The following is a 24,807-nucleotide window of genomic DNA, read 5'->3' as shown; positions in this document are numbered from 1 at the left end:
CCATGCGCGTTTATTATGATGCCGATGCCGACATCGGCCTGATCAAGACCAAGAAGATCGCCATCATCGGCTATGGCTCGCAGGGCCACGCCCATGCGCAGAACCTGCGCGATTCGGGCGTCAAGGAAGTGGCCATCGCGCTGCGTCCGGGTTCGGCCACCGCCGCCAAGGCCGAAGCTGCCGGCTTCAAGGTCATGTCGAACGCCGAAGCCGCCAAATGGGCCGATGTGCTGATGGTGCTGGCGCCCGACGAACATCAGGCTGCGATCTACGCCGAAGACCTCGGCCCGAACATGAAGCCCGGCGCGGCGCTGGCGTTCGCGCACGGCCTCAACGTTCACTTCCAGCTGATCGAGCCGCGCGCCGACATCGACGTGTTCATGATCGCGCCCAAGGGCCCTGGCCACACCGTCCGCAGCGAATACGTCCGCGGCGGCGGCGTCCCCTGCCTGATCGCCGTACACCAGGACGCCAGCGGCAACGCCCATGATCTCGGCCTGTCGTATGCCAGCGCCGTCGGCGGTGGCCGCTCGGGCATCATCGAAACCACCTTCCGCGAAGAGTGCGAAACCGACCTGTTCGGTGAGCAGGCGGTGCTGTGCGGCGGTCTCACCCACCTCATCCAGGCGGGCTTCGAAACGCTGACCGAAGCCGGCTACGCGCCCGAAATGGCGTATTTCGAATGCCTCCACGAAGTGAAGCTGATCGTCGACCTGATGTATGAAGGCGGCATCGCCAACATGCGCTATTCGATCTCGAACACCGCAGAATATGGCGACATCACCACCGGCCCGCGCATCATCACCGCCGACACCAAGGCCGAAATGAAGCGCGTCCTCGCCGACATCCAGGGCGGCCGCTTCGTCAAGAACTTCATCCTCGACAACCGCGCCGGCCAGCCCGAGCTGAAGGCGTCGCGCAAGGCGGCTGCGGCGCACCAGATCGAGGAAGTTGGCTCGAAGCTGCGTGCGATGATGCCGTGGATTGGCAAGAACCAGTTGGTGGACAAGGCTAAGAACTAAGAGCCTCCGGCGGGCAGGGCCGTGGCCCTGCACCCGTAAGTTTGCCGCCGCGCCCCGCAAGGCGCGGCGGTTTTCGTTTGTGCGCAATTAATTGGGTGCAGGCCTCAGGCCTGCCCGCCGGAGGCCCTTCGTTCCAGATACGACGACTGCAACGCCGCTGCCGCCGCGATGATGATCTCGCGGTCGAACTGCTTCGAATGTTCGCTGAGGTCTTCGTACGGCCGCAGATCGGGGTGGATGCGGCGGGCGTTGTCGCGCTTGTTGCCGGGCGACCATCCACCGAGGCGGCGCTCCATCATCCAGCGTTCGTGTTCGAGTTCGGCGAGCGCTTCGAGCATCTTCGGATCGGCGGCGAAGTCGGGCATGGTCAGCAGGCGCGCGCTTTCGGCGTCGTTGTTGCCGGGCTTGCGCTGCGCTTCGATCCACTGGCCGAGGTCGAAGCCGCTGCTCGCCAGCTTGGCGGGCAGGTGCATGACGAGGCGGCGGTTCGATTCGCGGTGCTCCTCGCGCAGGTCTTCCCACGGCATGTTGGCGGCGGCGTGGTCGGGGGCGCCACGGCGATAGGCTTCGTGGAACTGGCGCGGCAGCGCGTCGGGGTCCGATTCGAACAGCCCTATCCCAGAGGCAAAATCGTACATCGACCCGAACGACACCAGCCCCGCGGATTGACCGGCCTCGCCTTCGACCCCTTGGTCGGGGAGTGCGCCGTGCGCGCTGACGCGGGTGAAGATCGGCCCGATCGTCCAGCCGGCGCGGCGCACCAGCGCCTGCATCGAAATCGCCGCCGCCATGCTGCGCTGGTCATTGTCGAGGCTGACATAGACCACGGTGATCGGCACATCGGCGTGTGCGGCTTCGAGCGCGGCGCGCGGGACGATGCGTGAGTCGTAGCTGAAGCCGGGATCGATGACATCGATGTCGACGCTGCCGCGCAGGTCGGGGCAGCGCAGCGCCAGGCTGGCTTCGATTTCGCGGGCGCGCGGGTCGATGATCGTCAGTTTGGGCTTGCCCAGGTAGGTTACCAGCGATGACAGCAGCAGGTCGGTCATCGCCGCCTCGCCGCCACGGCCGAAGCCCAGCATGACAGCGTGGATACGCTGCTGGCCGAGCGCCTTGGCGACGAGGAACGGCGGGTGCGTCCAGTGCAGCGCGCGCAACGCCAGCTGCGCTTCGGAGACGATGCGGACCCCCGAGATGTTCTCGAGCTCGTCCATGCGTTCGGCAAACCACGGGTCGGCGCAGTTCATCACGACGGGCACCTTGGGCGCTGCCTGCCGCAGGTCGCGTACAGCCGCGATCAGCCGCGCTTCGTCGCCAAACGCGACGAGGCATTGGCGCGCGCGGTCGGCCCCGAAGGTTTCGGCAACATCGGCGTTCCAGCGCCGTTCGACGACCAGCACGCCCGGCACCGGCGGCTCGGGCGCGACGCTGTCGGTAATCCAGGTCGTCAGCACGCGGCGCGCGCCGGCGGCTTCGGCGACCCAGCGCGCGACGCCGTGGTCACCGACAATCAGCAAATGCCCCGAACGCTGCCGACCACCGATTTCGGCGAGCTGCTTCGACAGCAGCAGCATCAATGCCTTGGCGCCGATGACGCTGAATGTCGCGAGCCCGAGCCAGCGCGCGATTTCGATTCGCCATTCGTGGTTGAAGGTTGAGGCGTCTTCGTAAAACGTCAGCAGCGTGATGCTGCCGAGTGCGCGATAGAAGATATCGCTCGTCGTCAATTCTAGCGCGTGCGCCTGGACGCTCCACCCCCAGATGGCAAAGCTGATCGAGCTGATGGCCAGCACCACCAGCAGCACTGTGAGGTTGAGGAAACGCCGCATCGCGAAGGCTTACCGCGATTGTCCACCGTCGACCGGCACCACAGCACCAGTGACAAAGCTGGCGCGCGGCGACAGCAGGAACGCTGCCATATTGCCGATTTCTTCGGGCGTGCCGTAGCGCCGCAGTGGCACTTCGCGCTTGACCCATTGCGCCCAGGAGTCGGCGCGCGGGCCGGTCGAGCGTTCTTCCCAGCCACCGCCGGGGAAGATGATGTTGCCCGGTGCCAGCGCATTGACGCGGATGTTGTGGCGGCCTTGCAGAAGCGCCAGTTCGCGCGCCAGATGGTTCATCGCCGCCTTCGACGTGCCATAGGTCAGCGGCGTGCCGAGCGCGGTCAGTCCGGCGATCGAACTGATGAGCAGCAATGCCCCCTCGCCGCGCGCCTGCATGTTGCGCAGCACGGCGCGGCACAGCCGGTACGCCGACGTCAGGTTCTGCGTCAGCCCGGCCTCCCAATGGTCATCGGTCACGTCGAACCCCGGCGGCGTTTCGTCGAGCCCGACATTGGCGACGGCGCCCCAGATCGGCCCGAGCGAAGCTTCGGCGCCGCGCACGGCGGCTTCGATATCACCGCTGTCGCGCATGTCGCCGGCGAAGCTCCACAGCTTGTCAGCGCCATATTGCGCCGCCAGCCGGGCGCGGGCGGCTTCGAGCGCTTCGGCACCACGCGCCGCCATGGCGACGCGCGCGCCTTCGGCGAGGCAGGTTTCGACGATCCCGAGCCCGATGCCACGACTGGCACCGGCGACGAAGATCACCTTGTCACGAAGTTGCAGGTCCATTGTTTCCCCCAAGGGCCATTTCGGCCAGTCCAAAGCGGCGCAGCACCTCTTGCGTGTGCTCCCCCAAAAGCGGCGGCGCAACCATCGTTACCGGCGGTGTGCCCGAAAGTTTGAGCGGCGAGGCGATCAGTGACACCTCGCCCGCAGTCGGATGCGCCACCTTGCCGACCATGCCGCGTGCCGCAGTTTCGGGCGCGGCGAGTGCCGTACCAACCGAACGCACTGCGCCTGCCGGCACGCCCGCCGCCTTCAAGCCTTCGAGCCAATAGTGCGTCGGCTTGGCGGCAATCAGCGGCACCAGGACGTCATTCAGCGCGACGCGGTGGACGACGCGGTCGCTGTTGGTGACAAAGCGCGGGTCGGCGGCGATTTCGGGGCGGCCGAGCAGATTGTTGCACAAATGCGCGAACTGCCCGTCATTGCCGACCGCGATGACGACTTCGCCGTCACTGGTCTTGAACAACTGATACGGCACCACCGTCGGATGGCCGTTGCCGTAGCGCCGCGGTTCCTCACCCGATACCAGCACGCTGCTGCCGATATTGGCGAGCATTGCCAGCTGGCAATCATAAAGCGCCATGTCGATGTGCTGGCCCAACCCGTCGCGTTTCTGCGCGATGATTGCTGCCAGAATGGCTTGTGCCGCCGCCATGCCGGTGAACAGGTCGGCAACCGCGACGCCGGCCTTCATCGGCGCGCCTTCGACCTCACCGGTGAACGACATCAGCCCGGCTTCGGCCTGGATGACATAGTCATAGCCGGGCTCGGCGGCGCGCGGCCCGGTGCGGCCATAGCCCGAAATCGAACAGTAAATCAGCCCCGGGTGGTCCGCCGACAGCGACGCGTAATCGAGGCCGTATTTGTCGAGACCGCCGAGCTTGTAATTTTCGACCAGCACGTCGCATTGCAGCGCCAGCCCGCGGATGATCGCCTGGCCTTCGGGTGTGGCGATGTTGACCGCGACGCTCTGCTTGTTGCGGTTGGCGGCGAGGTAATAGGCGGCCTCACCCGCAGCATAGGGCGGGCCCCATTTGCGCGTGTCGTCACCACCCTTGGGGTTTTCGATCTTGATGACTTCGGCACCGAGGTCGGCGAGGATCATCGTGCACCACGGCCCCGCCAGCACGCGCGACAGATCGAGGACACGGATACCGTCAAGGCTCGGGCGGCGCGGTGGGGTCGCAGTCATGCCAACGGGTTAGCAGGGGGCACAGACCCACGCAAATGCCGCGTCGTCGCGGTCAGGGATATATCTGCCTGTACAGCGCCTCGATCTCGGCCTTTTCGGGCACGCGCGGGTTGTTCGCCGGCGACCCCGAGGCCAACGCCTGTTCGGCCATCGTCGGGATCAGCGCGTGGAACTGCTCGCGCGCGATGCCGAACATCGCCGGAGTCGGCACCTCGAGATCGGCGTTGAGCACTTCGAGCGCCTCGACCAGCCGTCCGACCGCCGACTGGTCGCTCTCCGCCGCGTCCGCCAGCCCCATCATGCGCGCGCAATCGGCGTAGCGCTGTCGCGCCGCGGGTGCCGAAAACGCCGTCACCGCAGGCAGCAGCATCGCATTCGACAGGCCGTGCGGGACATGGAAGAACGCGCCGATCGGCCGGCTCATGCCATGCACCAGCGCCACCGAGGCGTTCGAGAAGGCGATGCCGGCATGGTGCGCGCCGACCATCATCGCCTCGCGCGCGGCGCGGTCATCGGGGTGCGAGCAGGCGCGGCGGATGTTGGGGGTAATCAGCCGCATCGCCGACAGCGCTAGTGCATCGGCAAACGGATTGGCGCGCTTCGAGACATAGGCCTCGATCGCATGCGTCAGCGAATCGATGCCGGTATCCGCCGTCAGCCGGCGCGGCTTGCCCATCGTCAGTTCGAAGTCGACGATGGCGATGACCGGCAGGAACGCCAGCCCCATGCACAGCATCTTTTCGGAGGTCGCCTCGTCGGTGATGACGATGACGCGCGTGGCTTCCGCCCCCGTCCCCGCCGTCGTCGGCACGGCAATCACCGGCAGGCCGGGCAAGTCGTTGACCGCGGGCACCTTGAGCATTGGGACCGGACGCGGATCGAGCGCCAGCGCGCCGACAGCCTTTGCGGTATCGATCGGGCTACCGCCACCCAGGCCGATGATGCAGTCATGGCCGCCCTCGCCCAGCACCGCGAGCGCCGCCTCGACGGTTGCGGTGGTCGGATCGGATACCGTGTCGGCGAATACACGCGCCTCCAGCCCGACGGCGGCCAGCACGCCAAGCAGCGTATCGACCATGCCGCTGCCGGCGAGGAACGGGTCGGTCACCACGAACGGCCGCGACAGCCCGAGCTGCGCCATCGCCGCCGGCAGTTCGGCGAGCGCGCCGCCGCCGACGCGGACAATGCGCGGAAGATTGATGATGGCCATGCTCTGCGTCTCCAAATTCACCGCGGCCGTTGCGCGTGCCGACCCCGTCCGAATTCCGCCAGCCACGGACTCCGCTCAGGGGTATCCGTAACGTCTCAAAAGGGAGGTTGACCAATGGCCAGTATTTGCCACGAAATCACTATCGAAGTTGCAGCCGACCGCATCTGGGATGCCGTGCGCGATGTCGGCGCGTTGCACAGCCGGCTGGTGCCGGGGTTCGTCATCACCACCGACATGATCAACGGCGCGAACCCGCCGACGCGCGTTGTCACCTTTGCCAACGGCACCGTGCTCAAAGAACGCATTGTTGCTTGTGATAGTTACGCCCGGCGCCTGGTGTGGAGCATCGAGGATGCCAGTGTCGTCCATCACAACGGCGCGATTCAGGTGTTTGCCAACGGGTCAGACCGGTCAACGGTGGTCTGGACTGCCGATGTGCTGCCCGACACGCTTGCCGAACCGTTTGGCGGCTTCATGACGACCGGGTTGGCCGTGATGAAAAGCCAGCTCGAAAGCTGCTAGCGCTCGAAAAAGCGCGTGACGATATCGCGGGCGATGCGCACCGGGGTCTTGGTTTCGGCGTCGATGCAGCACCAGGTCGATTTGACCTCGGCGATAACTTCCTCGCCGCGCATGATGAACGTCGAGTACCAGGCGCGCGCGCCGCGGACGCTGTCGAGCACGACATTGGCGACGATATTGTCGTCAACGAACGCCGGCTTGCGGTAGTCGATTTCGTGGCGCAGCGCGATCCACAGATGCTCGGCGAACTCCTGAGGGGTCGCCAGCTTGGCCCAGTGACCGACCACCGCCGCCTGCACCCATTTCAGATACACCGCGTTGTTGACATGACCCATGTGGTCGATGTCCTCGTTCGCCACGGGCAAAGCGAAGCGGAAAGGCAGTGCGGCGTCAGTCATGCGTATGGGCTATACGCATAAATGCCGCGGCTGTCGCGCAGCATTTCGCCGCAGCGCTAGCTGGCTGCGATGTCGGACAGGGCGGCGAGCAGCGTATCGACTTCGGCGCTGCTGTTGTAATGCGACAGCCCGACGCGAATGGCGCCCGGCCCTTCGCGCAGCCCCAGCGCGGTCGCCGGCTCCCACGCGTAATAATAGCCGCTCCACGCGAAGATGTTACGCGCCGCAAGTTCAGCGACCACCGCCGGTGCATCATGGCCGCCGATGGTGAAGGTGAAGGTCGGCACCCGCGACGCCAACCGGTTGGCATTACCGATGCCGAACAGCTTGAAGCCCGGGATCGCCGCCGCGCCGCTGAGGAACTGGCGCATCAAATCGGTTTCGTAGCGCGTCACCGCGTCGAAACCCGCAACAATGCGCGCCCGCAACGGCGCATCGGCGGCGGCGCCACCGAAGCTGCTGCCGAGCCAGGCGAAATGCTCGATCGCCGCCAGCGTCCCGGCCTGCGCTTCGAATGAAGGTGTACCCGGCGCAAAGCGCGTTGGCATGTCATCGACCGACGGGCGCACCTTCCACGGCCGCAGCTTCGCCTGCAGCGCACGCGACAGGAACAAGGTCGCGGCATGCGGCCCGAAATATTTGTACGCGCTGGCGCACAACAGGTCGCAACCCAGCGCCTTGACGTCGATGGCGATGTGCGGCGCCGACTGTACCGCATCGACTACGCTGACCGCCCCGACCGCGCGCGCGGCGGCACAAACGCGCGCGACATCGTTGATCGTGCCGGTGAAGTTGCTGGCATGACCGACCGCGACCAGCTTGGTGCGCGGTCCGATAAGGTCGCCCAGCATGTCGTAGCGGAATTCAAAGCTGTCGTAGTCGAACTCGAGCCAACGCACGGTGACGCCCTTGTCGGCGGCGGCCTGCAACCACGGCGCGACATTGGCGTCATGGTCCATCCGCGTCAGCACGATTTCATCGCCCGCCGCCCAGTCGCGCGACAGGATCGCGGCGAATTCGAAGAATAACGACGTGGTGTTCAACCCGAACAGCACCTCGTCGGGCTCGGCATTGAACAGCGCCGCGACGCCGTCATGAGCGGCATCGACGATGGCGCTCGCGGCAATGCTGGTGCGGAACAGCCCGCCGTCATTGGCGCAGGCGTGTACCATCGCGTGGGCCATCGCATCGATGACGCGCCCGGCGACCTGCGTGCCCGCCGGCGCATCAAAATAGGCGCGCGCGCGCCCGTCATCGGTGAGGGCAAGCGCCGGAAAGGCGGCGCGGACGGTATCGATGTTCCAGCTGGTCATAGCGCCGACGCTAGTCGAAGCCGCAGGCCGCAGCAACCGTGCCGACAATCGCATCCATTGTGGATGCGAAGCAGTTGCAAGTGGTTGCAATCGCCGCGCCGCACCGCGAGACTTGGGCGGGAACAGGGAGTGTAAAATGCGTATCTTCAAAGCCCTCGCCACCGCCGCCATACTGCTGACCCTGCCCGTTGCGGCACATGCCGCCGATGCTGCGGCGCTCGCCAAGGCATTCGGCGCGCGACCGCTGGCCTGGGGCGTCCAACTCTCGCCCGATGGCGCGCGTATCGTCTATCTGACGCCGGTGGGCACGCTCGGCACCGCCATTGTCGTCGCCGATATCGCCACCGGTGCAACCAAGGTGGTGCTGGGCACGCAGAACAACACGGTCCGTCCGGCTTGGTGCCAGTGGAAGACCGACAAGCGCCTCATCTGCCTCCTCTACGGCGTCACCAATGCCATCGAAGACAAGCTCGGTTTCACCCGCATCATGGCCATCGACGCCGATGGCAGCAATCCCAAGACGCTCGGCAGTCGCAGTAACGCGCGCACGCTGACCATCATCCAGACCAGCGGCAACGTCATCGACTGGTTGCCCGATGATCCCGAACATGTGCTGATGCAGGTCGCGCTGGCCGAGGAAAATTCCACCGGCACACGCGTCGCCAATGTCGATCCGGGCACCAGCGTGCAGCGCGTCAACGTCAACACCGCGCGCATGGAAACGGTTGAGGCGGGCAAGACCAATGTCGTTGAATTTGATACAGATAACCGCGGTGCGGTGCGCTTGATGGCGTCGATATTGACCAACAATACCGGCTATTACAGTGGCGAGATCAGCTATTTTTATCGCACCAAAACCTCGAAGGACTGGCGACCCGCCGGCGTCGGCTCGCTCGATGGCTACACCGACCTCAGCTATGACGGCTTCGATACCGACGGCGACAATCTGCTGGCATTGAAGCCGCGCGATGGACGACTCGCACTGTTTGCCGTGAATGCCAATGGCACCGGCGCGGCCGATGCACTGATTTACGCGCACCCGCATGTTGATATCGACGGTGTGCTGCGCATCGGCAAGTTCCGGAGGCCGGTTGCAGCAAGCTATGTTACCGACCGCAATCAACTCGAATTCTTCGATCCCGGGCTGCGCAAGTTGAGCGCGGCACTGACCAAGGCACTCCTCGGTGGCCCGACGGTCGATGTCCTTGATGAAAGCTGGGATGGCAGCAAGAAGCTGATTTTTGCCGGATCGGACGTTGATCCCGGCCGCTACTACCGTTTCGATACCGCGACCAAGGAGCTGGGCGAATTGGTGGCATTGCGGCCGCAACTCGCCGATCTCAAACTGGCGACCGTGACCCCGGTGACCTTCCCCGCCAAGGACGGCACACAGATTGCCGGCTATGTGACGATGCCGCCCGGCGGCGCCAGGACCAACCTGCCGGCGATCATCATGCCGCACGGGGGGCCATCGGCGCGCGATCAATGGGGCTTCGACTGGCTTGCGCAATATTTCGCGCAGCTCGGCTATGTCGTGCTGCAGCCGAATTACCGCGGCTCGGCGGGCTATGGGCAGGACTATTACGTCAAGAACGGCTTCAAGTCGTGGCCGACAGCAATCGGCGACATCAACGATGGCGCGCGCTGGCTGGCGGCGCAGGGCATTGCCGACCCCAAGCGCACTGCCATCGTCGGCTGGAGCTACGGCGGCTATGCCGCACTGCAGGCGGCGATTACCGATCCGGCGCTGTACAAAGCAGTGGTGGCTATTGCACCGGTAACCGACCTGCAGGCGCTCAAGGACTTTTCACGCCGCTTCACCAACTATCAGCGTGTTGTCGAGTTCGTCGGCGACGGCCCGCTGACGATTTCGGGGTCACCGGCGCGCAACGCTGCCGCGATGCAGGCGCCGGTGCTGATGTTCCACGGCGACCAGGACATCAATGTCGACATCGGCCAGAGCAAGCTGATGGATAGCGCGCTGGCCAGTGCCGGCAAGCGCCACGAGCTGATCACCTATCCGGGACTTGACCACCAGCTTGACGACAGCGGCGTGCGCGCCGACATGCTCGACCGCAGCGCAGCGTTCCTTGCTGCCAACATGGGCGCGCCGTAACCTAGGGGCGCCGGTCGCTTTCGGTGTGCGGCGCCAGTGTGTTGGCGGTCAGCCAGTTGGGCTTGAACTTTTCGGCGACGAACAGCTTGGCCTGGTCGTTGTAGTGCGGTGAGGCTTCGCGTGAGGTCGCGGCACCGAACTGGACGATGCTTTCCGAACTGACGGTGCCGGCCCCTGTCTTACCCGCCGCGCCCCATTCGACGAGCATGATGAAGCTGTCGCCGCCCTGCCCGACCAGCCGCCCGAGCTTTTCGTCGCGGCGCGAGTGGATGGCGCGCAGGACTTCGGGACCGCCGAGCACGCCGAGATCGACGTTGCCGCGCTGGACACGCTGCAAGGTCGCGAGCGGCGGGTCGAGGCGGCCGAACGCGGTGTTGAGGAACTTGACCTGCGCGGTGAAGTCTTCGCGCGCGTCGGGCATCGCATCGCCGAAATAGGCGAGCATCGACACCGAGTTGACCATCACCGCCGCCAGCGCATCGGCATCGCCCTGCCCGTCCTGGACGAAGTCCCAGGTCGACAGCAGTTTCTGCGCCTTGGCGAGATCGGGGGCGTCCTTGAAGTCGAGCGCGAGGATTTCGCGCTGGCGCTTGCCGGCCCAGCTGGCGCGGTCATAGGCCTTGTCGAACTTGATCGACAGCAGCGCGTCGCGGCCGATCGGTGCGTCGCCCAAGGCGGCGAACAGCGACTGGAAGCGCATCGCGCGGTTGGTGATGAAGGTCTCGATGCCGAGTTCGGGCGCGAACTTCGACGCGTCGAGGTTGTCGCCGGGCGCGGTGGCAATGAACGGCGTGTTGTTTGAGTTGGCGACCCAGCCGCTCGGCGGATTGATGACCTGCGGGTAGCCGGCGAACGGCACATACGACTTCCACACTGCCTTCGACGTGTCGCCGGGTAGCACGCCTTTCCAGTCGAAACCGGGCGCGCGCTGCGGGAAGCGGGCGTTGTAGAACATGCCGATATTGCCCGCGGCGTCAGCGTAGACAAAGTTGGTCGCCGGCACCGCCTGCATCGCCATCACCCGCTGCCATTCGGCGAAATCGCGCGCCTTGTTGAGCCGGTAATATTGTTCGACCTGCCGGACATCGCCCATGCCGGCGTAGCGCACCGCGAACGCGCCGAGCTTGTTTTCGATGACCGGCCCCTGCACGCTGCGCGCCACGGTGCGCGGTACCGGAATGACGAACGGCCCGAAGCGCACCGGCAGCCAGACGCGGTGGCGCTCGAGCGGTCGCCATTGGCCGTCGTAGCGATAGTTGTCACCGCTGGCATCGAGCACGAGCTTGTAGGTGTCGATCAGGTCGGCGCGGTTGACGGTGTTTGTCCAACCCAGCGTGTTGTTATGGCCGAGCGCCGGATACGGCATGCCGGGGAACAGCGCGCCGGCGAAGTCCCAGCCGGCGTCCGAGTGCACGACGACTTCGTACCAGGCGACGCCGCCGACCCACGGCTGGTGCGAGTTCGACAGCAACCGCGTCACGCCGTCGCCGCTGCGCTTGCCGGCAATCGCGAAGGCGTTCGAGCCGCGTTGTTCGCCGGGGCCAGAGTCGCGCGGCGGCAGCTTGTCGGTGGTCAGTGGGCCGAGCACGCGATCGAGCCCGAAGAAGAACGGCGAGCGCAGCGCAAAGCCCGCCACGATGTCGCGGCCGTTGACCGGGAACAGCGCGCGCATCGGCACTTCCTCGGGATGGTCGACGGCGTATTTGTTGAGGCCGGCGGCATAGGCTTCTACCAACGCGCGCGTGTCGGGCGACAGCTGCGTCATATAGCCCTTGTCGGCGACGGTGCGCGCGTCGAGCAGGTGGCCGACATAGTCGAACTTGGCACCGTCGGGGCCGAGCATCGCACCGGCACGGCCGCGCACCATCGCCAGCGTTTCGGCGATCGTGCCGAAGTCGTCCTCGGCATGCGCATAGGCCAGCCCGTAAGCCACATCGGCGTCGGTCTTGCCGAAGATGTGCGGGACGCCCCAACTATCGCGGACGATGCGGACGTCGTGTTTCACCAACGGGTCGGCGACCGATTGCGGGGCGAGGAGCCCTTCCCAGCTAGCCAGAGCGATGGCGGTGACCGCGAGCGCGCCGCCGCCGAAGAGCATCGCCTTGAGTGCCTTGTGCATGACCGACCTACCTGTTTTCAAAGGTGCGTGGTGAAGAAATCGCCGGCGTCGTCCAGCACGCTGGCGATGTGGCGGAACGGCCGCGCCAGCGCCATGACGATGCCGCTGTGCCCGACATCGGGATAGAGCTTCTGCGTCACCGGACTGCCTGCTTGCGTCAGCGCCGCTGCCAGCCGCTTGCTGTTGCGCGGGCGCACAGTGGTATCGGCGGTGCCGCTGAGCAGCAGGCTCGGCGGCGCGCCGGCATGCGCGAAACTGACCGGCTGGGTCAGCGCCGGCTCGGGCGCGTTGCCGAATGCCGCCTGCGCCGACGGCGTGGTGAACGGGTAAAAGTCATACGGCCCGGCGAGGCCGACAAAGGCGCGGACATCGGCGGCCACACCAAATTGCGGATCGAGCGCCAGCATCGCAGCGTTGTAAGCCCCTGCCGAATGGCCGCTGACGCCGATGCGCGCCGCGTCACCGCCCAGCCCGCCGATATGCCCACGCACCCACTCAAGCGCCGCGGCACCATCCTGGACAAAGCCCGGGAAATGCACCTGCGGCACGAGGCGGTAGTCGGGCACGACGGTGACAAAGCCGCGAGAGGCGAACGCCCGCCCGGCAAAGCCATAGTCCTGCCGGCGCCCCGAACTCCAGCTGCCGCCGTAGAAGAACAGCACCACCGGCAGCGCGCCCTTGCGCTTGGCCGGCGCATAGACATCGAGCCGCTGGCGCGGGTCGGCGCCGAAGCTGACATTGGCCGCGACGTGCGTGGTCGGCGCATCGCCGGGCATCACGCGGTCGACGAAATCGAGCACCGGCAACAGTTTCGACGGATTCAGCAATGCATAGCCCCCTGCTGCAAGTGTCGCCGCGCCGCCGCCCAGCATCAGGCTGCGGCGGCTAAGCAGCATCGCGGCTGCGTTCGTGTGTGTTCATGCGTCCCCCATCCGCGCCACCTCGACTCCGGCGTGGCGGCTGCGGCACATAGCGGTAAACCGGAGCGACCCGCATGTGCAACCTGTACCGCATGACCAGCAACACCGAAGCCATCGCGCGGCTGTTCGCAGTCGACACGCGCGGGGTCAATTTGCCGGCGTTTCCGGCCATCTATCCCGACCGCGAGGCACCGGTGGTGCGGCAGGACGCGGGCGGTGCGCGTCACCTTGATATCATGCGCTGGGGCTTCCCGCCGCCGCCCGGCGTGGCGCGGCCGGTGACCAATGTCCGCAACCTTTCGTCGCCGTTCTGGCACGGTGCGCTCGCCAACCCCGAACGGCGCTGCCTGGTGCCAGTGACGGCGTTTTCGGAATGGTCGGCGGCGCCCGACCCCGCCACCGGCAAGAAACGCATCTACTGGTTCGGCATGGCCGACCCCGAAGACGTGCCGTTCGCCTTCGCCGGGATCTGGCGGCCGGTGCCGGACGAAACGCCACGCATGGCGTTCCTGACCTGCGCGCCCAACACCTTGGTCGGGGCGATTCACCCCAAGGCGATGCCGGTGATCGTGCCGCGCGACCGCTACGCCGACTGGCTCGCAGCACCGCTCACGGTCGCCGTGGAACTTGCGCAACCCTTTGATGATGCTGCGATGGTAATGGTCGAGGCCTGACGCCAAGAAATTGTTGTGCTAACGCCAGCAAGGCGATGTTCGTGATTTAACACAGCGATTGATCATGCTAGCCACGCAGATATGACCAACCGCGTCGAACTCCTGCTGCGTGACCGTTACGACAGCTTCACCATGTCCGAACGGATGATTGCCAACTTCCTGCTGGAAAACATGTCGGGGGTGCCGTTCGAAACCGCCGCGTCGATCGGCGCGCGCGTCGGCGTCAGCGCGATGACCGTCGGGCGCTTCCTCAAGTCGCTCGGCTATCACCGGCTGTCGGCGCTCAAGCAGGACCTCCGCGACGGGCTGGGCGATGCGCCGTGGCTGCTGGCGTCGGCGAGCGGTGCTGGTCTCGACGAGCGGCTGCGCGCCGAAACCGCGGCGATTGCCGAGGTCTACCGGCTGGCGACAACGCCCGAATGGCAGGCGGTTGCGACGTTGCTCGCGGGTGCAAACCGCGTGTTCATCGCCGGCTTCCAGAGCGAACGCGGGCTGGCCATGGGGCTTTCGAGCCAGCTCGGCTATGTTCGCCCCGGCGTGCGGCTGGTCGATACTGCGGCGGGCACCTTTGCCGAAGTCACCTCCGAGGCGCAGGACAATGACGTCGTCGTGCTGATCGACGTGCGGCGCTATTCACAGCACCTGCGCAAGCTCGCGGAGCACGCGACGGGGCGCGGCGTACCGGTTGTCATCGTCACCGATCCCTATTGCCCCTGGGCGCGCGACGTGGCGCCGCACGTGCTGACGGCCGAGGTCAGCTTCGGGCACTTCTGGGACATGAACAGCGCGCTCGGGTCGATGCTCAACCTGCTGGTCGATGATGTCGTGCGGCTGATCGGCGAGCCGCAGGTCCATGCCCGGTTGGCGCGGCTGTCGGCGGCGTATGAGGACTTTATCGGCTTCCAGGGTCGCGGCGGCACGACAATGCCGGCGCGTTCGCCCGGTGGTCGGGCGCGTACCAAGCCGGCGCGCAAGCGCTAGCAGCTATTTCGTCGCGCGGTCGTCGCGCACCACCTCGCCGCCCTTGATCACGACATGCACACGCGTCAGTTCAGTGACGTCGCGGCGCGGGTCGCCTGCAACCGCGATGATGTCGCCGTATTGCCCGACCGCCAGCGTGCCGACATCGCCGGTGCGCCCCAGCGCCTGCGCGGCATTGACCGTTGCCGTCTGGATCGCCTCGATCGGCGTCATGCCCCATTCGACCATCTTGGCGAACTGCACGCTGTTGTTGCCGTTGGGATAGGTGCCGGCATCGGTGCCATAAACCATTCTGACGCCGGCGGCGTGCGCGGCGCGGAACACCTGGCGCTGCTTCAGCCCGACGGCGCGCTCCTTTTCGAGCGACTCGGGATACAGGCCGTTCTTGGCGCCTTCGGCGAGGATATAGTCGTCGTCGTAGATATCCATCGAGAACCACGCGCCATTCGCCTTGGCGAGCCGGAACGATTCTTCGTCGGCAAGGCTGGCGTGTTCGATGGTGTCGACACCGGCGCGCAGCCCGTCGTTGATGCCGCTGGCGCCGTGGGCGTGCATGGCGACCTTCATGCCCAGCATATGCGCCTCGCTGACCAGCGCCGCCATTTCGGCGTAGCTGTATTGCTGTGCGCCGACGGCGCCGCCCTTCGACAGCACGCCGCCGGTGCCGTTGAATTTGATGACTTCGGCGCCGTATTTGCGCAGCTCGCGGACACGGGCGCGCAGCGCTTCGGGGCCGTTGGTGGCGCCGGTGTAGCCGGTGCGGACCAGCGACGGCGGCAGCTCGGTCGAATCGCACGGCCCGCCGGTGGCGCAGATGATATAGGTCGCGGGCACGATTCGCGGGCCGCGGATGATGCCGCGCTCGATCGCCTGTTTCAGCCCGACATCATCGAAATTGTGGCTGCCGACGTTGCGCACCGTGGTGAAGCCGCCGTCGAGCGTCTTCGCGGCATTGGCGACGCCGACCGCCATCCAGAAGCTGTCGACGAGTTCGAGCCGGCGGTAGCCGCTGATCATCGGGTCGTCGCTCAGATGCACGTGCATATCGATCAGGCCGGGCAGCATCGTCATCGCGCCGAGCTCGATGCGTTTCGCATCGGCGGGCGCCGCGACGGCTGCTGCCGTGCCGCGCGCAGTGACGCGGCCATCGGTGATGACCACCACCGCGTCATCGATCATCTGTCCGCTGCCGACATCGAGCATGTGCGCCGCGTGCACCGCAACGGTTTCGGCGTGTGCCGCGCCCGCCAGAACCGCCAGCAGCGCGCCGGCGAGCAGCCGCAGCCTAGCGCGCATCCTTGACGACCTCGCCGCCCTTGATGACGACGGCGACATTGGTGAGCACCGAGACATCGGCGAGCGGATCACCCGCGACCGCGATGATGTCGCCGTAGCGGCCCACCGCAATCGCGCCGACATCGCCGGTACGCGCCAGCGCCTGCCCCGCGTTGACGGTGGCGGCCTGGATCGCCTGCATCGGCGTCATGCCCCATTCGACCATCTTGGCGAATTGCTTGGCGTTGTCGCCGTTGGGATAGACGCCGCCGTCGGTGCCGAACACCATCTTGACCCCGGCGGTGTTGGCGGCGCGGAAGGTCTGGCGCTGCTTGAGGCCGACTTCCTTTTCCTTGGCGAGCGATTCGGGGAAAATCCCGTTCTTGGCGCCTTCGGACAGGATGTAGTCGTCGTTGTAGATGTCCATCGAGAACCACGCGCCGCTGGCCTTGGCGAGCTTGAACGATTCGGCGTCGGCCAGGCTGGCGTGTTCGATGGTGTCGACCCCGGCGCGCAGGCCGTCGTTGATGCCGGCGGTGCCGTGCGCGTGCATCGCCACTTTCATGCCCAGCATGTGCGCTTCACCGACCAGCGCCTGCATTTCGGCGAGCGTGTATTGTTGCCCGCCGACGCTATCGGTTTTCGACAGCACGCCGCCCGTACCGCAGAATTTGATGACCTCGGCGCCGTATTTGCGCAGTTCGCGGACCTTGGCGCGGATCGCGTCGGCACCGTCGGCAACACCGCTATAGCCCAGGACCTTGATCGACGGCGGCAGCTCGGTGTTGTCGCAATGCCCGCCGGTGGCGCCGATGGCATAGGTCGCCGGGATGATGCGCGGTCCGGGGATAATGCGGTGTTCAATCGCCTGCTTCAGCCCGACATCGTCAAAATTGCCGCTGCCGACGTTGCGAACCGTGGTGAAACCGGCGTTGAGCGTGCGCGCGGCGCTGGCGACGCCGACCGCCATCGCATAGCTGTCGGTGACTTCGAGTTCGGCATAGCCACCAAGCGTCGGGTCGCCGGTCAGATGGACGTGCATGTCGATAAGGCCCGGCAGCAATGTCATGCCGGCCAGGTCGATGCGCTTGGCACCGGCGGGCACGGTAACGCTGGCGCTGGTACCGGCGGCGGTGATGCGGCCATCGGTGATGACGACAACTGGATTGGCGACGACGCTGCCGCTGATGACATCGATCATCCGCGCACCGCTGACCGCCACGGTTTCAGCGCCCGCCGGCGCCACCGCAACCAGCATCGCACCGAGCAACATACCCCATTTACGCATCGCCATACTCCCGAGCCCCGTTAAAGAAACGAGGCTAGACGCGCGGTGCGACGTCGGCAAGTGCGGTTTGTGCGATGCAGCGAATGTGGTCAGTCTTCACGGGTCCAGCCGAAACTGCAACGTCGCAGTGTGCCGGTGAATCTGAATTATCTATTTACTTTCAATATATTACGCAACCTGCGCCAACGACGGCGGCTGCAACGCCGACAGGAACTGTTCGAGGCACGCTTCCCAACTGAACTGGCGCGCATAGGCGACGCAGTCGTCAGGTCGCGCCGTCAGTGCCAATTGCAACGCGTTGCCCATGTCTTCATCGACCGCGCCGATGCGCGCCGTGAAGCCAGGCACATCGCCACAGCCATCGGCGCCGACGATATCGAGCGGTCCGGCGACCGGGTAGCCCGCGACGGGCGCGCCGCTGGCGAGCGCCTCTATCATCACCAGCCCGAAGGTATCGGTGCGGCTGGGGAAGGCGAATACGTCGGCTGCGGCGTAGGCGCGCGCCAGCTCGTGCCCGTGCAGCGCGCCGGTGAAGATGACGTGCGGGTAGCGCGCGCGCAGGCTGGCAAGCGCCGGGCCGTCACCGACGACGACCTTGCTGCCGGCGAAATCGGCGTCGAGAAAGGCTTCGAGGTTCTTTTCGACCGCGACGCGCCCGACCGATAGCGCAATCGGGCGCGGCAGCTCGGCCATTTGCGGCAATGGCGGCAGGTCGGCCGCGAACTGTGCGCAATCGACGCCGCGCGACCAGATCCGCGTCTGGCGCAGCCCGTGTGCCGCAAGTTCACGGCCAAGCCGCGGCGTCGCCACCAGCACGGCGCGCGCCGGGCGGTGAAAGCGCGTCACCATGCCCCAGAAATGCCGCGCATCGATGCGCGTGCGCAGCGCTGCATAGTCGGGAAAGCGCGTGTGGAACGACGTCGTGAACGGCATGGCGTTCTTGAGGCACCAGCGCCGCGCCAGCCAGCCGAGCGGGCCTTCGGTGGCGATATGCACCGCGTCGGGCGCAAAATCGGCAATCAAACCGCCGACCCGCCGCCCGCTGGTCAATGCCAGCCGGATTTCGGGATAGGTCGGGCACGGGATCGACGCGAAACGGTCGGGTGTCACCGTCAGCACCTGGTGCCCGGCGGCCTCCAGCATCGCGGCGGTGGTCATCAGCGTGCGGACGACGCCGTTGACCTGTGGCGCCCAGGCGTCGCTGACCAGTGCGATTCTCATGCGAACACCGGATCCGGTGTCAGCGCGCCGGCGGTGCGTTGCGCGACATGTTTTGCCCAGTCGAGGATTTCGATACGACCGTCGCCATGTTCGACCAGCGCGGTGCAGCTTTCGACCCAGTCGCCGTCGTTATAATAAGTGACTTCACCGAACTTGCGGATTTCGGCGCAGTGGATGTGGCCGCAGACCACGCCGTCAACGCCGGCTTCGTGGGCGGCGTGCGCCACCGCCTCCTCGAACCGCGACACGAACGCCACGGCATTCTTGACGCGCTTCTTGATATGCGCCGAGAGCGACCAGTACGGCAGTCCGAACCGTCGCCGCACCGCGTTGAACACGATGTTAAGCTTGAGCAGCAGCGCATAGGCATAGTCGCCGAGGAACGCCAGCCAGCGCGCATAGAGCACGACGCCGTCGAACTCGTCGCCGTGCAGCACCAGCAGGCGGCGACCGTCGGCGGTGGTGTGCACTGCATTTTCAACGACTTCGACGCCGCCGAAGCTCAGCCCGCCATAGTCGCGGAGCATCTCGTCATGGTTGCCGGGGATGTAGACGACGCGGACGCCCTTGTTCGCCAGCTTGAGCACGCGGCGGACGATGTCGTTGTGCGCGGCAGGCCAGTACCAGCCGCGCTTCAACCGCCAGCCGTCGATGATGTCGCCCACCAGATAGAGCGTTTCAGGCTGCACCGATTTGAGGAAGTCGAGTAGCAGCGTCGCATTGCAGCCGGCGGTGCCCAGGTGGATGTCCGAAATCCAGACGGTGCGCAGTTTGATCTTGCCGCGGGCCGGCACCGGTTCTTCGTCGCCCTCGCCCCAGTCGGGGAGCAACGGCACCAGCTCGGCATTGCGAAAACCCGACTTCGCGCGGTGCAGCATTTGCGACACTTCGACCGCTGCCGATTGAACCTGTGTTGCCATGCGGCCACCTCATCGTCTGCGATGCGATGGCCTCTACAGTGCGGCTGTGTCAGATACGCGACACCGGTGTGACATCAACGTGACAGGGTGCCGTTCAACTGTCACCGAATTCGGCGAACAGCGCTGGCAGGAACGCCGCCAGATGCGGCATTTCCTGCCCGCAATGCACCAGCAGGTTCCGCGCGTCGCTCTCGGTCAGGCGCAGCACGCGCTTGGCCACCATCGCCGCCATGCTGCCGGCGAGGTTGCGGCCGGCGATATGCCGCCCGCCCATCCAGAACCGCGACCGCATTTCGCTGCCGCCCGGCACGCTGCGCACCTGATGCGCGAGATAGCCGATATCGATCGGCGCGTCTGCTAGCCCGAGCCGCGCGCAGACGATGGTCGCGGTGCCGCCGGGTTCAAGACTGCGGTCGGTGAAGCCCAATTCGACAGGCGGCACGAAGCAGATCGCCCCGCGCACCAGGTCGCTGCCGATATACTCGTCGACGATCGAGGTCTGGCCGATGTAGCGCGCTCTGCCCGCAGCGGCCGGCGGGGTATCGCGCCACGCGACGTGGACATGCGCCTGCGGATGCCACAGCTTGTACTTGGCGGCCGCGTCGCCGTGCCAGCCGAACCACCAGTCGATCATCGCTGGCGTCACGCCCGGCATCGCGGTGCGTATACTGACGCGCATGCCGCCATCATCGGTCAACACGAAGCCGTCCTCGAGCACGGGGCTGCCGCCGAACAGGTTTTCGGGGGCTTCTTCCACCGGGGGTAACAGCACATCTGGCACGACGCCGCGATCGAGCGCCGCGCAGACATGTGGCGCCAGCGGCTCAAGTTCGGGGTTGTAGAAGCGCGCATAGCGCTGCGCCTCATCTGCTGCACGGTACCCGAGATATCGCCCGGCGACGGGCTTGCTGCGCATCATGCGACACGTCCCATATAAGGATTGAAACGACCCTGCGGATCATATTGCGCCCGCAGTGCATCGAGCCGCGCCAGATTGGCAGGCGCCATGAACGGCGCCGGCCGCCGCCCGAGGTTTTCATCGGCTAGCTGCACGCCGACGCTGTGCGCCTGCAGCGCGCGCATGTGATCGGTCGCCCAGCTTTCGTCCGCCGGGTTCGCCGCCGCACCGCGCAAGCCGCCGTAAAGCGCCAGATACGTCCGCGCTTCGAGCGAGAACGCCATATCGGGGCGCGACGCCGGCGCATTCCAGTTGAGCCACAACGCATGGCTTGGCGCCGCCGGCTGGCTATCGGCAATCGCCCGCAGCGCCGGCAGCAGCGGCTCGATGGGCTCATTCATCCACATGCTGTCGGCGGTCCAGCGCGTGTTCGGCAGGAACAGCGTCTTTTCGCCCGTGTTCATCATCAGGCCAAGCGACATCGGCAGCAGCGGCAACGTCAGGCTGGCCTTGCTGCGGATCGGGCTGTCTGCGATGAACGCGACCGCGTCGCGGGCTTCGCGCCAGCTATCGGCGAGCACCGGCGCGAGCACTTCGATGCCATGCGCGAAGATACCGGCGGCGCGCCGGTTGAAAACCATCTGGAACTCGACCGAGGGCAAGACATCGGGCCCGACGCGATCGGCCCAAGTCATCACCGCCTCGAGATGGCGGATGCGAAACACCTGCAGCTTCATGCCGATGAACTTCGGGCGCGGACGCAGTTGCAGGTGGAAGCGCACGACGACGCCGAAGAAGCCCGGACCAGCGCCGCGCGCCGCCCAGAGCAGCTCGGGGTTCTCGTCGGCGCTGGCGTGCACCAAGGTACCGTCGGCGAGCACGACATCGATGCCGATGACATTCTGGCAGGCAAGGCCGTTGGCGCGGCTGTTCCAGCCAAAACCGCCTTGCAACAGGAAGCCGCCCATGCCGACGGTGTAGGCGTGCGCGACGGGGAAGAAGAGCTTGTGCCTCACCAGCGCGGCGTTGAGATCGCCCGACAGGCAGCCCGGGCCGATGACCGCGGTGCCGCTGGCGGCGTCGACGGCAATACTGTTCAGCCGCGACAGGTCGAGCATCATGCCGCCGTCGCGGATGTGGTTCTGCGCCCAGCTGTGGCCGCCCGAACAGATGCCGATGGCCAGGCCTTCGTCATTTGCCCGCCGGACCGCGGCGATCACGTCATCGACGTCATTGGCCTGCACGATCAGGTCGGGCCGGCGGCCGGGGTCCTGCGCGTTGAAGCTGGTGCCGAGCAGTGCCGCATCAAAGCCCGCCGCGCCCTTGGCAAGTACCACGCCCTTGTCATTGCGGCGTTTCATCGCGTTTCACCTAGGGCGACCGGCGGCAGTGCCAGCCAGCGCATTGGCAGTTCCGGCGGCGGCGGAAAATCGACGGGCGCATGGCCGAGCTGCTCGGAAGTCTGCCGGTCGAGCCCGAGCTGGACCAGCAACGCGCTGGTCGCCGCGTCGATCGCCGCAACCGGCAAGCTGCCGCGGTGCAGGTCAAGCGCCAGTCCGCTGATCGCACCGGCGACCATGCTGGTGGCAATATCGATATCGCTGACCTTGAACATGCCGCGAGCGACCCCTTCGGCAATGTCCAGCTTGAGCCGCAGGCGCAGTTCGCTGCTGAGGCTATCGATGGGCAGGCCGACATCGAACATCAGCCGACCAAATCCGGGTTGCCCCGCCACCATGCGCAAGGTCTGGCGGGTGATCAGCGCAAAACGCGCCGCAACATCCAGGTTCGCGGTATCGAGCTCGGCCATTGCCGCGGCGTGCGTCGCACCGAGCAACTCGCCAAGGTCGCCGATCAGCCCCCCGATATCAGGATAGTAGTTGTAAAAGCTGGCATGCACCAAACCGGCATGATCGGTGATGCGCCGCAGGCCGAGCGCTGCCGCATTTTGCTCCATCAGCAGCAGTTGCGCGGAAACCAGCAGCTGGTCGCGCGTCCGGGCGCGCTTGCTGCCCGGCAATGATGACGATTTTACATCCATGAAATGACACTATGTCAATAATGACATAGTGTCAAATATCGATACGACGTCGACTCAGGCCGAACAAATTGCCTGCAACGCCTTCCAGTCCGCATCACTCATGGCGGGCGTGGTGCCCGACTTCACGGCGCCGGAAAAGCGCCGCGCCCGCGACATGTCCGACGGGTGGCTGCTATCGAAAATGCTGCTGATCCGGCCGAGGCGGTTGAAGAAATCGGCGCCACCCTACGTCGAGATATTGGCAGCGTCGAGCAGTGTGATGGCACCGGCATCTGCCTCAGCTTCGGCCGCCTTGTCGCCCTTCTTGAGGACGGTCAGATCAGCAACCTCAAGCTCGCTATTGCCGAGCGTGCGCGCCAGCACCGCCGGGCCGCTTTCGCGCAGAATCAACTGATTGGGGTGCTGATAGGCGACATGCTCGATTTCGTGTGCCAGCGCCGCAGCCACTTCATCCGGCGAGCCGGCCTGCGCGATCAGCCCGCGATAGACCGCGACATGCCCGCCCGGCAGCGCGACGGCGTTGACGTCGGCGCTGTCGACAACCTTGACCGACAGCGGCTCGGGCAAGGTCGGCGGCGCCAGCCGCGCGGTCAGCCGCATCAGCGCCGCGCTGCCCGGGCCATTGTCGCAGACGCGCCCCATCTCGGCGAGATAGTCGCGGCCGATCTGGTCGGTGACGCGGTGCGGCAGCAGCGGCGCCGTGGCGATGATGATCCGGTCGCGCCCCAGCCAAAGCCCGATGATGATCACCAGCAGCAACGCGGCGACAATCGCCAGGCCGCGCAGCGGCAACCGCGACTTCAGCTTGATCCCCGAAACCCAGCTGTCGGGCGTGACATCGGCGACATCGAGCCGCCAGCCGCGCCAGTCGGTGCGATGCAGCGTCGCGCGCGCGTCCTGCGTGGGATCGCGGCGCAAGCACCTGAGCGGCACGGCGCCGATATCGGCTTCCCCGCGCATCACCACGCGGTCGCCATAGGGGGTAACAATCACCGGAAACACATCGCCATCGGGGCCGGCACGCAGCAGGCCGGGCACGGGGCGCATGTTGTACCGGGGTTTGGTCATTACGGTTTATAACCTGCGCGGCACTTCATGAACAAGCCGTGCGCCATCGCACTAGAACGGGAACACCCGCGCCCAGTCCTTGGCGATGCTGGCAATCGTCCAGCCGCGCGCCGGCCCCTCGTCGAGCCCGCGCACCAGCCGCGCGAGGCCGGCATCGCGGTCATAGGCGTATTCGCGCGCCGCATCATCGTGATGGACGAGCACGCCGAGCCGCGCGCCGGGGCCACTGGTCACCCACTCGAGCATGGCGAAATCGCCGTCGGAGTTGCCGAACGCTGCAATCGGGCGCCGGCCGATGTGCCGGTTGATGGCGACAGGCTTGCCTTCCTTGTCATTGTAATGGTGCAGTTCGGCGGCGCGCACCAGCATCGGCGTGCCGTCTTCGACGATGTAATTGGTGACGATGCTGCTGCCGATGACTTGTTCGGCGGGGATGCCGTAAGCAGCTTCGCTGAAGCTGCGCATGAACTCGACGCCGCCGCCCGAGATAATGAAGCTCTTGAAATCATTGGCGCGCAGCAGCGCCAGCACGTCGAGCATCGGCTGGTAGACAAGGTCGGTATAGGGCCTGTCGAAGCGCGCGTGGCGTGCGGTGGCAATCCAGTCGCCGACGAGGTCAGCAAACGCCTCGGTCGTCATGCCGGCGTGCGTCGCCATCACCAGTGCGACGAGCCCATCCATGCCGAGCGCCATGATGCCCGCGGTATCGCCGTCAAGCACCGCCTTGAACGGCTGTTCGTCGCGCCATTCGGGGTGCTGCGGCGCCAGCGCGCGGATGCGGTCGAGCACGAAGAACGCCTGCACCGGCAAAGGCTGTTCGGCCCATAAGGTGCCGTCATTGTCGAACACCGCAATGCGGTCGGCGGGCGGCACATAATCGGCGTGGCCGGCATCCGTCACCCGCGCCACGAAATCGAGGATGGCCACCTTCGCCGCGCCGTCGCGCCACGAGGCCAGCACCGGGTTACCGGACAAAGCCATGGCGCAATCCTTCCCGTGGCTACTTTGAAACCCGGACGC

General features: G+C 66.0%; 22 protein-coding genes. 5 read left to right on the top strand and 17 right to left on the bottom strand.

Going from position 1 to position 24,807, the window contains the following annotated elements:
- Positions 1–2 precede the first annotated feature (2 nt).
- Positions 3–1,022, top strand: a complete 1,020-nt coding sequence (gene ilvC, locus EUV02_RS03610; protein ID WP_135244835.1) for a ketol-acid reductoisomerase — start codon at positions 3–5, stop codon at positions 1,020–1,022.
- Positions 1,023–1,126: 104 nt separating this feature from the next.
- Here the strand turns inward: ilvC and EUV02_RS03605 are convergent, their stop codons facing one another.
- Genes EUV02_RS03605 through EUV02_RS03590 form a run of 4 tightly spaced genes read right to left on the bottom strand, consistent with a single transcriptional unit; the run spans position 1,127 to position 6,033 of the window.
- Positions 1,127–2,851, bottom strand: a complete 1,725-nt coding sequence (locus EUV02_RS03605) for a RyR domain-containing protein (protein ID WP_135244834.1) — start codon at positions 2,849–2,851, stop codon at positions 1,127–1,129.
- Positions 2,852–2,860: 9 nt separating this feature from the next.
- On the bottom strand, positions 2,861–3,634 hold the full coding sequence (locus tag EUV02_RS03600) for an SDR family NAD(P)-dependent oxidoreductase (protein WP_135244833.1): 774 nt from the start codon (positions 3,632–3,634) through the stop codon (positions 2,861–2,863).
- Positions 3,615–4,823, bottom strand: coding sequence for a CaiB/BaiF CoA transferase family protein (locus EUV02_RS03595; protein WP_135244832.1), 1,209 nt, complete (start codon positions 4,821–4,823; stop codon positions 3,615–3,617). Before EUV02_RS03595 ends, EUV02_RS03600 begins: the two co-directional genes overlap by 20 nt.
- Before the next feature lie 52 nt (positions 4,824–4,875).
- On the bottom strand, positions 4,876–6,033 hold the full coding sequence (locus EUV02_RS03590; protein WP_135244831.1) for an iron-containing alcohol dehydrogenase: 1,158 nt from the start codon (positions 6,031–6,033) through the stop codon (positions 4,876–4,878).
- Between the two features lie 114 nt (positions 6,034–6,147).
- On the opposite strand from EUV02_RS03590, the gene EUV02_RS03585 reads away from it, so the two are divergent.
- Positions 6,148–6,555 carry an SRPBCC family protein gene (locus EUV02_RS03585; RefSeq protein ID WP_135244830.1) on the top strand — a complete coding sequence of 136 codons (408 nt, stop codon included), beginning with the start codon at positions 6,148–6,150 and terminating at the stop codon, positions 6,553–6,555.
- Here the strand turns inward: EUV02_RS03585 and EUV02_RS03580 are convergent.
- A complete protein-coding gene (locus tag EUV02_RS03580) occupies positions 6,552–6,953 on the bottom strand; it encodes an acyl-CoA thioesterase (RefSeq protein ID WP_135244829.1) in 402 nt (133 codons plus the stop codon). The two genes, EUV02_RS03585 and EUV02_RS03580, sit on opposite strands and share 4 nt — an antisense overlap.
- 56 nt (positions 6,954–7,009) lie before the next feature.
- Positions 7,010–8,266: a cysteine desulfurase-like protein gene (locus EUV02_RS03575; protein ID WP_166430483.1), complete on the bottom strand. Its 1,257-nt coding sequence runs from the start codon at positions 8,264–8,266 to the stop codon at positions 7,010–7,012.
- Between the two features lie 136 nt (positions 8,267–8,402).
- Here EUV02_RS03575 and EUV02_RS03570 point away from each other — a divergent pair, with 136 nt between their 5' ends.
- A complete protein-coding gene (locus EUV02_RS03570) occupies positions 8,403–10,382 on the top strand; it encodes an alpha/beta hydrolase family protein (protein WP_135244827.1) in 1,980 nt (659 codons plus the stop codon).
- A gap of 1 nt (position 10,383) precedes the next feature.
- Here the strand turns inward: EUV02_RS03570 and EUV02_RS03565 are convergent, their stop codons facing one another.
- Both EUV02_RS03565 and EUV02_RS03560 read right to left on the bottom strand, forming a co-directional pair.
- Positions 10,384–12,501 (bottom strand): acylase, encoded by a 2,118-nt coding sequence (locus EUV02_RS03565; RefSeq protein WP_135244826.1) that lies wholly within the window; start codon positions 12,499–12,501, stop codon positions 10,384–10,386.
- A 17-nt stretch (positions 12,502–12,518) separates the two neighbouring features.
- The gene (locus tag EUV02_RS03560; protein WP_135244825.1) at positions 12,519–13,397 is read right to left on the bottom strand and encodes an alpha/beta hydrolase; all 879 of its coding nucleotides are present in this window, start codon (positions 13,395–13,397) and stop codon (positions 12,519–12,521) included.
- Positions 13,398–13,495: 98 nt separating this feature from the next.
- On the opposite strand from EUV02_RS03560, the gene EUV02_RS03555 reads away from it, so the two are divergent.
- Positions 13,496–14,095 (top strand): SOS response-associated peptidase, encoded by a 600-nt coding sequence (locus EUV02_RS03555; protein WP_135244824.1) that lies wholly within the window; start codon positions 13,496–13,498, stop codon positions 14,093–14,095.
- 81 nt (positions 14,096–14,176) lie between these two features.
- Positions 14,177–15,076, top strand: coding sequence for a MurR/RpiR family transcriptional regulator (locus EUV02_RS03550; RefSeq protein WP_135244823.1), 900 nt, complete (start codon positions 14,177–14,179; stop codon positions 15,074–15,076).
- A gap of 3 nt (positions 15,077–15,079) precedes the next feature.
- On the opposite strand, the gene EUV02_RS03545 is transcribed toward EUV02_RS03550, so the two are convergent.
- From EUV02_RS03545 to EUV02_RS03505, 9 genes are all read right to left on the bottom strand, one after another.
- On the bottom strand, positions 15,080–16,372 hold the full coding sequence (locus EUV02_RS03545) for a Xaa-Pro dipeptidase (protein WP_135244822.1): 1,293 nt from the start codon (positions 16,370–16,372) through the stop codon (positions 15,080–15,082).
- Positions 16,362–17,639, bottom strand: a complete 1,278-nt coding sequence (locus EUV02_RS03540; protein WP_135244821.1) for a Xaa-Pro dipeptidase — start codon at positions 17,637–17,639, stop codon at positions 16,362–16,364. Before EUV02_RS03540 ends, EUV02_RS03545 begins: the two co-directional genes overlap by 11 nt.
- A gap of 168 nt (positions 17,640–17,807) precedes the next feature.
- A complete protein-coding gene (locus EUV02_RS03535) occupies positions 17,808–18,860 on the bottom strand; it encodes a glycosyltransferase family 4 protein (protein ID WP_135244820.1) in 1,053 nt (350 codons plus the stop codon).
- A complete protein-coding gene (locus EUV02_RS03530; RefSeq protein ID WP_243445747.1) occupies positions 18,857–19,780 on the bottom strand; it encodes a UDP-2,3-diacylglucosamine diphosphatase in 924 nt (307 codons plus the stop codon). Before EUV02_RS03530 ends, EUV02_RS03535 begins: the two co-directional genes overlap by 4 nt.
- A 94-nt stretch (positions 19,781–19,874) precedes the next feature.
- Complete coding sequence (locus tag EUV02_RS03525) at positions 19,875–20,699, bottom strand: DAPG hydrolase family protein (RefSeq protein WP_207790099.1); 825 nt, start codon at positions 20,697–20,699, stop codon at positions 19,875–19,877.
- Positions 20,696–22,039, bottom strand: a complete 1,344-nt coding sequence (locus EUV02_RS03520) for an FAD-binding oxidoreductase (RefSeq protein ID WP_135244819.1) — start codon at positions 22,037–22,039, stop codon at positions 20,696–20,698. The genes EUV02_RS03525 and EUV02_RS03520 overlap by 4 nt, the downstream gene beginning before the upstream one ends.
- Positions 22,036–22,719 (bottom strand): TetR/AcrR family transcriptional regulator, encoded by a 684-nt coding sequence (locus EUV02_RS03515; RefSeq protein ID WP_135244818.1) that lies wholly within the window; start codon positions 22,717–22,719, stop codon positions 22,036–22,038. Before EUV02_RS03515 ends, EUV02_RS03520 begins: the two co-directional genes overlap by 4 nt.
- A gap of 225 nt (positions 22,720–22,944) precedes the next feature.
- Positions 22,945–23,787: a M48 family metalloprotease gene (locus EUV02_RS03510; RefSeq protein WP_135244817.1), complete on the bottom strand. Its 843-nt coding sequence runs from the start codon at positions 23,785–23,787 to the stop codon at positions 22,945–22,947.
- A gap of 51 nt (positions 23,788–23,838) precedes the next feature.
- Positions 23,839–24,768, bottom strand: a complete 930-nt coding sequence (locus EUV02_RS03505) for an HAD family hydrolase (protein WP_135244816.1) — start codon at positions 24,766–24,768, stop codon at positions 23,839–23,841.
- Positions 24,769–24,807 lie beyond the last annotated feature (39 nt).

It is taken from the genome of Glacieibacterium arshaanense (assembly GCF_004681125.1).
Classification (GTDB): Bacteria; Pseudomonadota; Alphaproteobacteria; order Sphingomonadales; family Sphingomonadaceae; genus Polymorphobacter_A; species Polymorphobacter_A arshaanense.
Note: the sequence above shows the minus strand (reverse complement) of the source record. Positions and strands in the feature narration are given on the sequence as shown.

Bases quoted from the DNA above. Each gene is read 5' to 3' on its own strand.
- ilvC (WP_135244835.1), top strand. From the start codon at position 3: ATGCGCGTTTATTATGATGCCGATGCCGACATCGGCCTGATCAAGACC.
- EUV02_RS03605 (WP_135244834.1), bottom strand. From the start codon at position 2,851: ATGCGGCGTTTCCTCAACCTCACAGTGCTGCTGGTGGTGCTGGCCATC.
- EUV02_RS03600 (WP_135244833.1), bottom strand. From the start codon at position 3,634: ATGGACCTGCAACTTCGTGACAAGGTGATCTTCGTCGCCGGTGCCAGT.
- EUV02_RS03595 (WP_135244832.1), bottom strand. From the start codon at position 4,823: ATGACTGCGACCCCACCGCGCCGCCCGAGCCTTGACGGTATCCGTGTC.
- EUV02_RS03590 (WP_135244831.1), bottom strand. From the start codon at position 6,033: ATGGCCATCATCAATCTTCCGCGCATTGTCCGCGTCGGCGGCGGCGCG.
- EUV02_RS03585 (WP_135244830.1), top strand. From the start codon at position 6,148: ATGGCCAGTATTTGCCACGAAATCACTATCGAAGTTGCAGCCGACCGC.
- EUV02_RS03580 (WP_135244829.1), bottom strand. From the start codon at position 6,953: ATGACTGACGCCGCACTGCCTTTCCGCTTCGCTTTGCCCGTGGCGAAC.
- EUV02_RS03575 (WP_166430483.1), bottom strand. From the start codon at position 8,266: ATGACCAGCTGGAACATCGATACCGTCCGCGCCGCCTTTCCGGCGCTT.
- EUV02_RS03570 (WP_135244827.1), top strand. From the start codon at position 8,403: ATGCGTATCTTCAAAGCCCTCGCCACCGCCGCCATACTGCTGACCCTG.
- EUV02_RS03565 (WP_135244826.1), bottom strand. From the start codon at position 12,501: ATGCACAAGGCACTCAAGGCGATGCTCTTCGGCGGCGGCGCGCTCGCG.
- EUV02_RS03560 (WP_135244825.1), bottom strand. From the start codon at position 13,397: ATGCTGCTTAGCCGCCGCAGCCTGATGCTGGGCGGCGGCGCGGCGACA.
- EUV02_RS03555 (WP_135244824.1), top strand. From the start codon at position 13,496: ATGTGCAACCTGTACCGCATGACCAGCAACACCGAAGCCATCGCGCGG.
- EUV02_RS03550 (WP_135244823.1), top strand. From the start codon at position 14,177: ATGACCAACCGCGTCGAACTCCTGCTGCGTGACCGTTACGACAGCTTC.
- EUV02_RS03545 (WP_135244822.1), bottom strand. From the start codon at position 16,372: ATGCGCGCTAGGCTGCGGCTGCTCGCCGGCGCGCTGCTGGCGGTTCTG.
- EUV02_RS03540 (WP_135244821.1), bottom strand. From the start codon at position 17,639: ATGCGTAAATGGGGTATGTTGCTCGGTGCGATGCTGGTTGCGGTGGCG.
- EUV02_RS03535 (WP_135244820.1), bottom strand. From the start codon at position 18,860: ATGAGAATCGCACTGGTCAGCGACGCCTGGGCGCCACAGGTCAACGGC.
- EUV02_RS03530 (WP_243445747.1), bottom strand. From the start codon at position 19,780: ATGGCAACACAGGTTCAATCGGCAGCGGTCGAAGTGTCGCAAATGCTG.
- EUV02_RS03525 (WP_207790099.1), bottom strand. From the start codon at position 20,699: ATGATGCGCAGCAAGCCCGTCGCCGGGCGATATCTCGGGTACCGTGCA.
- EUV02_RS03520 (WP_135244819.1), bottom strand. From the start codon at position 22,039: ATGAAACGCCGCAATGACAAGGGCGTGGTACTTGCCAAGGGCGCGGCG.
- EUV02_RS03515 (WP_135244818.1), bottom strand. From the start codon at position 22,719: ATGGATGTAAAATCGTCATCATTGCCGGGCAGCAAGCGCGCCCGGACG.
- EUV02_RS03510 (WP_135244817.1), bottom strand. From the start codon at position 23,787: ATGACCAAACCCCGGTACAACATGCGCCCCGTGCCCGGCCTGCTGCGT.
- EUV02_RS03505 (WP_135244816.1), bottom strand. From the start codon at position 24,768: ATGGCTTTGTCCGGTAACCCGGTGCTGGCCTCGTGGCGCGACGGCGCG.